Consider the following 12,868-nt stretch of genomic DNA (forward strand, 5'->3'; position numbering starts at 1 on the left):
GTAAGGTTAAAACGTGAGTTGCAGGCCCAGCAGGAGTTGCGTCGTTGATGGGAAATAATTGATCGTCCCGACGGTATTTCCATTACTATCGACACGCTGATTAACCCCCGGATACAAGCCGTTGGTCTGAATTAAGTCAGGATCTCCGCCCGTAAATTTGGTGAAGGTCTTCAGGTTGCGGGTGGTGGCGTAAACCCGTACCGAGCGCAGAAACTTAACCGTCAGCGGCTGGGTATAGCTCAGCATCACATTGTCAATTTTGACGAAACTACCCGACTCCAGGAAGTAATCCGACAAAGAAGAATACGTAGCGGCATTGGTCAGTTTCGAGTACTTGCCGCCGTCATAGGCCGAGGTCAGCGTATTGGCATTCTGCTGGGTGGCTGGTGTTCCCAAGTAAAAGGCGTAGGTGTTGAATAATTTGTAGCCAAACGCCCCCCGCAGAAAAACGGTCAAATCCCACTTCTTATACTTGAAGCTGTTGGTCAGGCCCGCCGTAAACTGGGGCAAGCCATTGCCGACAAATTGCTTATCGTCATTGGTCGCTTTGTTGGCCATGATCACGTCGCCCGCCTTGTTATAAACCAGTAACGCACCCGTCTCATCTACCCCGGCCGACTTCAACATATAAAAACTGCCGATCCGGGTGTTTTCCTGCAGGCGCTGGATGTTCCCCGGACTACCCGGTGCGGGCATCCCCAACACGTCGATGTAGTTTTGTCCTTTGTAGGCATCGTTGGAGAAATTGACAAACTTGTTGCTGTTGGTCGCTCCGGTAAAGGCCAGATTGTAGGTAAAGTCTTTTTGGCTGACAACGGCCGCACTCAACTGGATTTCCAGGCCCGAGTTCTGCATCGTCCCTACGTTCGCGAAGGTAGACCCCTGCACGTTGGGCGGGTTGGGCACATTATACGAGCCCAGCAAATCCTTGTTCGTACGAACGTAATAATTCAAACTACCGGTTAGCCGGCTGTTTTTGAAGAGGTCGAAGTCAAGACCAACGTTGACGTTGATCGCTTTTTCCCAGCGCAGGTCGTAGTTCGTGTTCTGGCTTGGTCCCCACACCTGGTACGATGTATTGTTGTACAGGTAATAGCCGTACCCACCATAGGTATCCAGCGACAAGTAATTTCCAAAGTCCTGATTACCGGTCACCCCATAATCCGCCCGTAGTTTCAACTCGTTCAGCCAACCGATTCCCTGTCCGAATTTCTCCTGGGTAATGCGCCAGCCGACCGATGCTGCCGGGAAATAGCCCCATTTGTTATCGTACCCGAATTTGGACGACCCCTCCCGGCGAAGACTGGCCGAGAAGTAGTATTTCTGATCATAATCGTAGTTTATCCGACCAAAAAAGGCCGCCAGCTTAGAGCTGTTCCGGTAGGACCCTACGTTGTTGATGCCCTTTTCCAGGTTCCACAGACCAGACCCCAAGTTGTTGTACGTCAGAACATCCGAAGGCAAGTTTTCGTTAGAGGCATTAAAGCCCGATGACATGAACGCCTGGTACGAATACCCGCCCAGCAGCTTAAAGGAATGTTTACCGGTCTCCAGGGCGTAGTTGCCTATCCATTCGAAACTCTTCTGATCGTTCTCATCCAGGGATTGAGAAGCCGTGTTGCGCTTCGTCCCATTAATCACCGTCGTCAGCGTTGAGGGGCTGAAATTCTCATTCCGGAAGGATGAACTTACTTCGCCCAGCGTCACGACTGTCGATAAGTTATCGAGCAGATTCAGTTTGAACGACGTGTTTAGATCCAGGTATTTTATCTCCTGCCCTGACAAAACATTCTTGGCGGCCTCAACCGGATTGTTGGCAAAAAAGCCATTGTTGATGTACGCGTATTTACCCGTGTTGTCGTACAGAGGCTGCGTGGGGTTGAGCGTCAGGGCGTAGTTAAATCCGCCATAATCGGCTCCGCTGGTTTTGGCATAGCGGGGCGCTGCACTGAAGGTAATGGCGTATAAATTATTGGTCGACGTATGGTTGATGTTTACCCGGCCACCATATTCCTGCTTGGCGGAGCGTAGGTCAATCCCCTTCGCATTCCGATAATCCAGCGACGTAAAATAGTTCGTCTTTCCATTGCCGCCGGAAAACTGCAACGTATGTTTTTGCGAAAAAGCCGGACTACGGCTAACCGCTTTCGTCCAGTCGGTATTGCCTCCCAGATCTACCCCCCGTTTGTTAGCCAGAAACGCATCGTGGGAAAGGACCGACAGTTTGTTGGTAACGTAATCGAATGAGCTGTAGCCATCATAAAAAATGCGGGACTCCGACGATCCTTTTTTCGTCGTCACCACAATGACCCCGTTACTACCCCGGGTTCCGTAAATGGCAGAGGCCGCCCCACCCTTCAGAACGTCGATGGATTCGATTTCATTCTGGTTGATATTATCCAGATTACCCCCCGGTACACCATTGATAACAAACAGGGGTCCCAGCCCGGCGCTGCGCGAAGAAACCCCACGCAACTGGATGTTGGGCGTTGAGTTAGGATCGCCGGCCGCGGTGTTGGTCACGGATAAACCGGCTACCTTTCCCTGAATCGCCATCAACGGGCTATTGCTACCAACCCGAAGCAGATCGCCGGATGACAAGTGGGTAACCGCGCTGGTCACTTCCTTCCGGCTGAGTGATCCGTACCCGACGACCACAACTTCGTTGATGGATTTCACATCGGGCTTCAACTGTACGTTCAGCGTTGTCTGATTGCTGATCGGGACTTCCTGGGTCGTAAAGCCAACAAAGCTAAACACCAGCGTCTGAGGCCCATCGGGAATGGTCAGTTTAAAGGAACCTGACGCATCCGTGACCGAACCCCGCGTGGCTCCCTTGACAACCACACTTACGCCGGGCAGCCCTTCGCCTTTTTCGTCCGAAACAACGCCGGAGATGGTTCGATCGGCTGGCGCTTCCAGGCCACCGTTGGGGTCACCCATCTCGATAGTAACGGAAGAGGCCGCCGTGCGGGCCAGGATAATCTGATCGCCGGAAATGCTAAAACTGACCTGCAAAGGAACCAGCAGTTTCTCCAGTACATCTTTTAACGTACTGTTCTGCACCCGCATTGAAACGAGTTGTTTCGAGCGGACAATTTGGGGACTATAGGAAAACTTAACGTTAGCGGCTTTTTCAATACTGTGCAGAACAGTTTTGATTGACTCATGCTGAATGCTCAGGCTGACCCGGCGATCCAGCATTTCCTGACCCGATGCGTCGTCGGCCCACGACACACCGGCGAAGGTTAGCGCCAGCATTAGCTGGAAGAACGTACCTTTCATACACCTTAATAAGTAAGGGTTAACTTTTTTCATAATTTTGATTGGTTTTGTCAGTTTGAAAGCGGGCAAAGCAATTCCCTTCAGCCCATAGCAGGCTGTTGCAGGAAGGGAACCGTTGGGCCAATGGTGGAGCAAGCACCATTGGCTTTTTCAGATCGGGTTAACGCATAGCATTGGTTACTGGTCCATAGGCGGTAGGGATGATAATCATGTAAGTGGTAGAGGAACGAGGTGATCCAAAATGGTTTACTGGCAACTCCCACCATTGATAACCACCTGGCCATCAATGATATCGTAGGTTGCCCCAACCGTTTTACAAATGATCAGCAACTTCTGGTCAAAGGACAGACCATCCATTGATGAGGTTAACTGGCAATCAATAAGCGCTTCTTTATTGTAGAGAATGTCAATACCATAGGCTTCTTTTACGTCCTTCAGAACCTGAGAAATCGGCGTTTCATTGTAGACAAACGCTGCGGATTGCTTGGTGCGATTTGGAGGCCTTATAAGGGATGGCTGGCTGACCAGAGATTTATCGAACCGGTCCGTTTTCCGGATAAATACGACCTGCTGGTTTGGCAGCAGCAGAACCCCTTTCTGGTGTACGCGTGCGGAATTGGCGTGATCGCGATAAACCGACACCTGTCCCGAAAGCACCTGAACCCGAACCTGGTCTTCCCGGGAAAAAGCCCTTATACTAAACTTCGTCCCGACCACCTTCGTAACCAACTCATTCGCCAGTACCAGAAACGGTTTCTGGGTGTCTTTTGTCACCGCAAAGGTGGCTTCGCCGGACAGATACACCAGCCGGTTTTTCTGGCCAAAATCAGTCGTGTAACTTAAGCGGCTGTTTGGGTTTAGCGAGACAACCGATTGATCGGGTAAACGAACGAGCTGGGGCTGGTCGGTCGTATTGACTTTTTCGGTGACCGTTTTTGTCAGTGTCGCCAATCGTTGCTCGTAAGGTGTTGCCGTATACCTGGTCAGCCACCAGATACCCATTGCCAGACCAACCGAGGCTGCCGCCACCCACCTGACCCAGACAAACCGACTCACAGGAACCGTTGCTTTGATTGACTGAGCATTCGTCTGCTGAATTCGGATGAGTAGTTGACGAATCGTTTCTTCCGGCAGATGGGTCTGGGCATACGCATCGAGCCCCAGCCGAATAGCCTCTAACAGACTCACCGCCTGCCGCCATTGCTCCTGAGAATGCTCCCTGGACCAAGCCTCCCAGAATGTTGTCGACTGGGGTGTTGGTGCCAGTTGATGCTCAACGAAAAAGTCGTCGGTTAAAAAATCAGCGGATGAAAAGTGATCGTAATCGTGCTGCAAAATCTACTGGGTTTGTCAGTAGATGACGAGAATGCGAAAACGTACTCACTTATTTATAAAAAAAATTATAAAAGTTAAAAAAGGCAGAATAATCCAGCCCCGGAGCTTCTCGACGGCCCTGAATACCAGATTTTTGGCCGACTGGTGGTTGACATCCATTACGTCGCCAATCTGGTTGTAATTCATGTTTTCAACGAAGCGCAGTTTAAGCGCTTCCTGCTGGCGGGGCGGCAACTGATCGATAAGTCGCTGTAAGCGTTCTTTGCGGGAATTGGCGGCCTCCAGTTCTTCCAGAAGCTCCAGATCGTTAGGCTCCGTCCAGAGCGCATCGTAATCCCTTTCGGTCAATGACTGAACCGGATGTTCCTTGCGTTCGAGTAGGTGGAGGATTCGAATTTTAAGGGCTTTCAATAAATAGTGCCGGACATTGGTCGGTATCGCGAGCCGGGTTCGTTTTACCCAGATCTCCGTAAATACATCGTGCACACAATCCAGTACGAAGGCTTCCGAAGCCGCTACCAGACTCATACCATAACGGTACATCGCCCGAACGTGTAGTTGATAAAGCTGCGTGTACGCATCCTCATCTCCCGACTGAAAAGCGGTCCAAAGTTGCAGTTCGTCCACTTCGTTAATATAATGCGCTTAAGCTAAGATCTTATTCCAGTGTGTACTGATTCTGCATTCCCAGGCATGCGCAATTCCTGCCGACTCACCTAAAATGAATGCATAAACATACCTTACAAAATTAACGTATAATTTATGATTTTTTGATGTTATTCTTACAGTACAAACCCGCTGGTTGCCAGGTCAACTATGAGCAAGTTTGTCAGTCTGACGTGTGTAATTAAGGTCGTACTATGAGAAACAGACAATGGATTTGGCCTCCGGTAGCCCTTGTCCTTTACTTGGTTTTGTGTAGTTATAGCTTAACATTCCGACGAGTTTTTCTATCCTGGATTCCATACGACAATATTTCTTACTACGGGTACACTACGGTGCACGGTGAATTTCACATAAATGAAAACTGGTCCTGGAAAGGCCATACCTCTTTTTCCAAAGTCGAAGCTCGGTTTAAGCGATTTAAACATTGTTACCCGAACACGGCCGATACCTTATTATACAGAACGTTTAGACGAGATGGAGCCCAGTTCTGGAACTGGGTGGCTTTCTATACACATCCTCGTTATCGTTTGCCCTACATCGACCAGGCGCAGGTTCCTAGAATTGGACTCACAAAAAACTCTCCCCTTTGCCCTGGCGAGTTTTAAGATTAGTTTATGAATACCCAGGAAGGAGACCGTTCGCTTATTGGCTACCTACTCACCGTTTGGTGCTGCCAGAAGGATCTGACCGCACACCTGCAAAACCAAAAAAGGAGGCTGCCCGCTACGGGAAACCTCCTTTCAGTACTATCCCTCCTCCTGACGGAACCGGGCTCTTCAATTAGAATCCATACCGGGCACCAATCTGGAATTGGTAGGGACTGCCACTCAGGCCAGACACGCCCGCGTTGGTATTGACAACGTACTTGTAGTTGTTCGTGGTGGTATCGAAACCTGATCTGGACAGCAACGATGTGGCGCCTAATGCATGGTTAACTCCCCACGACTTATTGATAAGGTTGGCGGTGTTGAATAAATCGCCAGACAGTTCGAGGTACTGTTTCTTGAGCGTCTTGATTTTGTAGGTCAACCGCAGATCGACCGTTCCGTAAAAAGGGTTGACACCCCCATTTCTCTCGGCCACCTTCCCGAAGCTATTCCGGATATAGTCTTTCGCACTTTTTTCCACATTCGGGTTGTTCAGGATAGCATTGATGCCATCTCTCAGGTATTGGGGCGTTTCGGCGCTGTTGGGATCATACACAAAAGCCAGATCGTTTGTTTCCACAAAATCGCCGTTGATGTTGCCGTTCACAATCATCGAATAGCGCGTACCGCTCAAGCCCGAAAAGCGGAAACCTAAATTGAAGCCGTAGAAGCTGGGCGTATTACCGTACACGACGATCTTAGTCCGAAAGTGGTTATCCGAATAATTCATTTGGTTCAATATGCGCTGATCGCCAGCAGTATACTGAACCAGAGTGGCAGTATTGGCTACGTTTCCGTTGTAGGAAGTATTATCCTTCGTCTGGTTCCAGGTGTACGAAAACGCAATCTCTCCATCCTTGAAATACCGGTAGTTACCATCGACGACAACGGCGGCCTGATTGACTTTACCCAGACTTTCCAGTTCCAGCACGCGACCAACCTCGTTTGTCTTACGGCCCAGTGTCCAGTCCTGTGAGCCATTGGAAACGTTTATGGTCGATGCAGGCACGTAAACGGGCCGGTTCCCTTCCCGTGACAGCGTAAAATACGGCTGATCGACCATGTTTTTATCGATGTACGTGTAGTTATTCCGGGCAAAAGACATGTAGCCCGCAATACTCATTCTGAAATTAGGTGTGAAGAAGTGGCTATACGACGCATTGATTTTATAAACGGTAGGCACTTTGGCGTCCTTACCATTCATGTTGATGGTATAGAGTTTGGGCACGCTGGCGTTGTTGACCAGATCAACACCGGGGGCAGAAGCCGGATTATTGCGGTAGGCGGGGAAATTTGGCGTGGGCACTAAATTTCCGGTTACGTCGATGCTGGCAATGTGACTGCCATCAAACAACATGTTGTTGATCATGGAATATGGGTTCAGGGCCGAACCAAGAATACCCCCCCCTACCCGAATGATGTCTTTCCCATCCTGACGAATATCCCAGGTTGCCTGCGCACGAGGCTGCACCTGTAGGGTAGCCAGTTTGTTATCAGTTCGCAATCCGAGGGTGTTGTATACCGTCTGGTTAAAATTGGCGGTGCGCAGGTAATCGGTATAGTCGACCCGGATGCCGGCGGTAAGGTTTATACCCGGACCAACCGTCGTTTGTGCCTGAGCGTACAAGTTCGGCACCAGAATATTGAATTTGATATTCGGGTTGCTGCTCAGATAAACGTCCCGTGTGAACCGATAAGGAGCCAGATTCTCGAAGGCGGTTAAGCCGGTATACCAAAAACGGCCATTCGTTTCACTTCCGTAAATGGAATTTTGATTGGTGAACGTCAGACCAGCCCCGAATGTGAAGTTGAATTTATTGGTATTTACATACAGGTTGTCGACCAACTGAATCAGGTTATTATTGAAGTAATCACCCCCGTAGCGCTGACCGCCTAACTGAATACTCGTATACAACGTCTTGGTTGAGTCCAGCGGACTAACGGAAGGGACATTCGCCACGGTTGCCCTTGGGATGTTGGCTTCGGGCAATTGCGGGTTGGCATATAGTTTATTATACTCCCAGAAATGCTGTAGTTTTAGTTCATTGGTCACTTTCGGGTTGATCGTTGTCCGCAGTGAGGCCATTAAGCTGTTATTGGCACTTTTACGGGTGCTGTACACCTCGTACATGTTGATCGCCGTGTTGTCGCCGTCCGACTGGTTATCCAGATCATAGATATAATTGTCGCGGATGGTCAACAGGTTTTTGGCGTTGATCTGCCAATCGATCCGGGCAAAGAGGGCCTGTGTATTTTTGAAGCGGGTGAACTGACCGAACTGCGGGGAGTTGCCAACGCCGTATTTACTGCGGGCAATACTCAGAAATTTGTCTTCGGTTGCCTGCGTAACGTTGTAGCGCAGGACATCGGCCGTCGATTGAATGGGAGCGATCAACAGCGGTTGTGTACTGGCCTGACGATCCCAGGCAACAAAGAAGTGTAGTTTGTCCTTGATGATGGGACCACCCAACGAAAACCCATACTGAGCTGTATTGAAGGGCAGGTCTCTCTTTTGCTCATTCAGTCCGTAAGGACTCGATAGCCAGTTTGTTCTCAGGAACGTAAAGGCACTGCCACTCAGCTTGTTGGTTCCTGATTTGGTGACGGTGCTGATCGTGCCGCCACCTGCATTTCCGTAGGTAACGTCGTATTGGTTGGTCACCACCTGAAACTCGCGCACAGCTTCCATCGTAATCGAATAGGCTCCACTGGGTTGTCCACCGGAGATAGTGCCCCTTGCCGCCATACCGTCGATGGTGAAATTGGTGGCCGATCCCAGTTGGCCGCCCAGGCTGGTTCCCGTACTCAAGGGCGAAAGGTCGGCCAGAGTCGTAAAATTACGGCCGTTCACGGGCAGGCGGTTGATGTCCTTCGACGTGATGGCCGTTGCGGTTCCGATGTTTTCGATCTTGTTGCGTAATGAAGTGGCCGAGATCACGACCGTTTGCAGTTCCTGGCTTGCTTCGGCCAGTTTAAACGCTACCTGCAACAGATCGCCCTGGTTGAGCGCAAAGCCGGTTTGGGACTGAGTCGCCATGCCGACAAATTGAACTGTGATCGAATAAGGGGAGCCGAGCGGTAATTCTTTCAGACGAAATTCGCCTTTTTCGTTGGAAACAGTATTAGCCTTAAAACCGGTCGATTCATTTTTGACCTGAATTGTAGCCATCTCCAGCGGTTTCCCATCCTGGGCCGTTACTCGTCCGGAAATACCCGCCAGATTGGTTTGGGCATTCGAAACGTGGACGAAAAAAAGAAGAAATAAAACAAAAAGCTTTGTAAAGTTGGCCATTATTTGGGGGGTTAAAAAATCCCGCAAATATCCTTAGCCAACATTGCCTAGCTATGACGCAGCTGTTACCATACCTTAAACAAAACAGGGGTATCAGGTCTCAAATAAATAATAAGCTGAGCTTGCAGACGATACAAAAAAACCATTGCGTTTCGTCATCGCCCGAGGACCAGTCTTGTTTGGGCCGGTGCGTTTTCTGCGTCGACGAGCTGGATGCTCAGGGCGTTATTCTTGTCCATACGCCTGTCGATGGCTATCGTTAGGGTATGAACGCCCGGTGAAAAAGCCTCCGTCACTCCGTGTTCGGTCAACTGGAGCGGCTTCTGCCCGGACCAGGCGCTTAACCCGGCTGTTGGGTTCATGATCAGTTTCACGTTTCCTTTGCTAACTACGTCAATATCGAACCGGACAAAACTAAGCCGCTTACCGGAAGCAACCTCAACAATCGGCAGCTCATCGACCGGAAGATCGCCGGAAACCTTGCTGTAAGCGGGTTGCCAGGACACTTTCGCGTTTTCCTTTGTCATGTAGCCGGGCCCTTCCGCTGCGACTTTCCGGGCCAGTTCCTTAGTCGCCGTAACGGTGCTCCAGCGACGCACGAACCGCGCGGTGGGCACGCGAAATTTTCCCGATTCACCCATTTTGGACAGGAAGCCAACGAGATTGACGAAGGCTTCTTTATCCAAACCAGCCGTCAGGCCCGGAGGCATCAGCGAGCCGGGTACTTTTTCAATGGAATTGATCTGGCTTTTGGGAATGGAAACCTCCAGGCCACTCACATCGCGCACCACCACTTCAGACGTGCCATTACTCACCAGATACCCCATCAGCTCGCTCCCATCTTTTTTGGCTACCCGCTGTAACTCGAATCCTTCTTTTATGGATTGATTTGGGTACAGAATGGACCGGATAATGGTTTCGGATGGCGAACTCGTACCCAGGCTACTCAGGTCCGGCCCAATACGACCACCGGCTCCACCTATGGCATGGCAGGTCAGGCAACTCAAATTGCTTTGTCGAAAGACTAACTCACCTTTAACAGGATCTGCAGTTTCTTTGACAGTTTTAGCCAGGTTGGCAATTTCCTGGTCCGTTAGCTCCTGCGGCATTTTTTCAGGCAATAGAACCCCGCCAGATGCTTCCAGGGCCTGCGTGAGCAATTTCACATCGTCAGCGTTACGTCGATTGGCGGGCAGGTTACGCTGCAAAAACTGCCGCACCTGCTTTGCCCGGCTCTCGGGAATTTTTCGGGCCGCCAACTCGTCGGCGAGCGGCCGTGCGGCCGTTTTGTTGGTAATAAATGCCTGAACAAGCTCGGTAGCATCGGTTTGTGCCGGTAACGTCCGTAAAAGGTCGGCCCCAATCCGGGCGGCTTCGGGCGCATTCATTGAAACCAGTTGAGCAGCCGCAGCCAGCCTCAACTCGGCGGGATTATTTCCGCTGGTCATGGCGACGATAGCCGTATGAGCCTGGTCATTACGCAGCGTAGCCAAGGCGCCAAGGGCCGCTTTGCGCGTGTTTTTATCTCCCTTCCTGGCCAGGTTGCCCAGCGTCCCACTCTGCTCGTTCAGATGCCACAACCCAATCAGTCGGATAGCGCTTGTCGAAATCGTCTCGTCCTCATTGTCAACAAAACCAGTAATCCTGGTCAGATTCCCGGTCGGCGTCCCCCCCCGTCGGGCGGCTTCCTCCAGCGCACTCAGTTGAGCAGCCACGAATTTCGTCTGGACTTTCCCCTGCACGGCCTGATCAAAAAGAACAGCCAGATCGGCAGGGCTGCCGAATTTAGCTATCGAACCGAGTACGTCTTTCTGGTATTCTTCCGGAATCTGACCCTGCTGATACAGTTGAGCCAGGCGCGCAATCGCTACAGAATTACTCACCGACTTGAGCGCAAATGTGGTTTTTCGGGCATTGCCAAAGTAGTCGGGGCTGGTCTTTAACTGGGCCATCCAGAGGGGTTCCAGTTCACGAACGGTTTGCCACAAGGCAAAATCCAGAAACTCATCCATCGGACTTTCCAGTACTGTCAACGCCGTGCGGGCGGCTTCGGCAGTATGCACTTTCCGAAGGGCAATGACCGCTTCCAGTCGAACCTGGGGGTGTTTGTCCGCTACCGCTTTGGCCAGCAGAGCGGGCACATTGTGTAACGTAGGGTACCATTGTTCAAGCGCCCGCAACGCAGCAGCCCGCGCCCTATGATTTTGGGCATTTAAAAGCTGTAAAAGAAGTGGCTCATTCACCACCTCAAGCGTTTGGTATACCCAAAGTGCTTCCAGCAGGTTATGCTCGTACTCAGTATCTGTTTTATCAAGCCCCTGAACCCATTTCTGGAGGGCCGGAACGACCTCCGTAGCCCCGTGGGCTTTCAGCACCTGTTTGGCCTGCGCACGGGTCCAGTCTTCGGGCAACTTCAGGTCATCCAGCAACGCGCTGACGCTTGCTTTGCTTAACAGCGGCTTCTTGACCAGCGGTCGGTTTTTGGCAACTATCCGCCAGATACGGCCATGCTCATGATCCCGTCGTGGGTCATGAAAATCCACTTCGCCATGCTGGATGATCGGGTTATACCAATCGGCCACGTAGATAGCGCCATCCGGACCAACGGAGATGTCGACCGGCCGAAAAGCGACATGATCTGTCCATAATAAATCCTCGACCTGCTTGGAGGCATACCCACTGCCCTGCTCTTCCAGCCTGAACCGGTTGATGCGGTTGGCCCGGAAGTCGTTGGTGATAACACTCCCTTGCCAGGACTCGGGTAAATGACGACCGGATATCACCTCCAGGCCGCTATGTTTGGGTTGCCCTGGGTTTAGCCCCCGCAGGATTCGGGCGGCACCGGGCGATGTAAGAAAAGTGGCTCCCGGAAACGCATAGTTGATTCCTTCGAAACCGGCCCCATCCGTCAGAAACGTTTGCCCCCAGCGATCAAACTGCAAGCCCCACGGATTGACCAGCCCTTTGGCGTAAATATCCAGTTCGCGGTCTTTGGGGTTCAGCTGCCAGACTCCGCCCCCTTCTAGGCGTTTGATGCCCGATGGCGTTTCAACGTGGCTATAGATGTAAATGGACTGGTTGAAATACAGAAGGCCCTCCGGTCCCCAGCGGAACGTGTGAATCAGGTGATGGGTATCGGCCGTGCCAAATCCGTTTAGAATCCGTCGTTTTTTATCCGCTTTCCCGTCGCCATCGGTATCCGCAAAGTGCAGGATTTCGGTTGAATTGGCCACATAAACGCCCCCGTCGCCGGGCAGAATTCCAGTAGGGGTAATCAGGCCTTCAGCAAAAATGGTTGATTTATCGGCCCTGCCATCACTGTCCGTATCTTCCAGTACGAAAATCTTGTCATTCGCCTGCTCGCCCGTTTTTAAATGGGGATAAGCCGTGCTGCTCACCACCCACAAGCGACCGTCGGCATCCCAGTTCATCTGGATCGGCTTGGCTACCAGCGGTTCAGCCGCGAACAGGGTCACCTCAAAACCATCGGCAACCTTAAACGACTCCAGTTCCCGCTTCACATCCGGATCGGGATTGTCTTTCTGATCGCCCTGATTGGCCGAAGCGATGAGCAGTAGTGCAGCCGGAATAAGGATGAGTCGGCGGAAGAACTTCACGGGCCAGCTCGTTTTCATGACGTTCA

5 protein-coding genes are annotated in these 12,868 nt (G+C 51.3%); all 5 read right to left on the reverse strand.

All coding sequences use genetic code 11. From position 1 onward, the window contains the following. Positions 1-6: 6 nt before the first annotated feature. The 5 genes from ACYU8Y_RS18370 to ACYU8Y_RS18390 all read right to left on the reverse strand — a co-directional run bounded on the left by ACYU8Y_RS18370 (position 7) and on the right by ACYU8Y_RS18390 (position 12,860). On the reverse strand, positions 7-3,285 hold the full coding sequence (locus tag ACYU8Y_RS18370) for a SusC/RagA family TonB-linked outer membrane protein (RefSeq protein ID WP_460939517.1): 3,279 nt from the start codon (positions 3,283-3,285) through the stop codon (positions 7-9). A 246-nt stretch (positions 3,286-3,531) separates the two neighbouring features. Next, the gene (locus ACYU8Y_RS18375) at positions 3,532-4,620 is read right to left on the reverse strand and encodes a FecR family protein (RefSeq protein ID WP_460939518.1); all 1,089 of its coding nucleotides are present in this window, start codon (positions 4,618-4,620) and stop codon (positions 3,532-3,534) included. Positions 4,621-4,665: 45 nt separating this feature from the next. Beyond that, positions 4,666-5,247 carry an RNA polymerase sigma factor gene (locus tag ACYU8Y_RS18380; protein WP_460939519.1) on the reverse strand — a complete coding sequence of 194 codons (582 nt, stop codon included), beginning with the start codon at positions 5,245-5,247 and terminating at the stop codon, positions 4,666-4,668. Between the two features lie 819 nt (positions 5,248-6,066). Continuing rightward, positions 6,067-9,225, reverse strand: coding sequence for a TonB-dependent receptor (locus ACYU8Y_RS18385; protein WP_460939520.1), 3,159 nt, complete (start codon positions 9,223-9,225; stop codon positions 6,067-6,069). Between the two features lie 155 nt (positions 9,226-9,380). Next, positions 9,381-12,860 carry a PVC-type heme-binding CxxCH protein gene (locus ACYU8Y_RS18390; RefSeq protein ID WP_460939521.1) on the reverse strand — a complete coding sequence of 1,160 codons (3,480 nt, stop codon included), beginning with the start codon at positions 12,858-12,860 and terminating at the stop codon, positions 9,381-9,383. Between the last annotated feature and the right edge of the window lie 8 nt (positions 12,861-12,868).

This window comes from Spirosoma humi, from assembly GCF_054776575.1.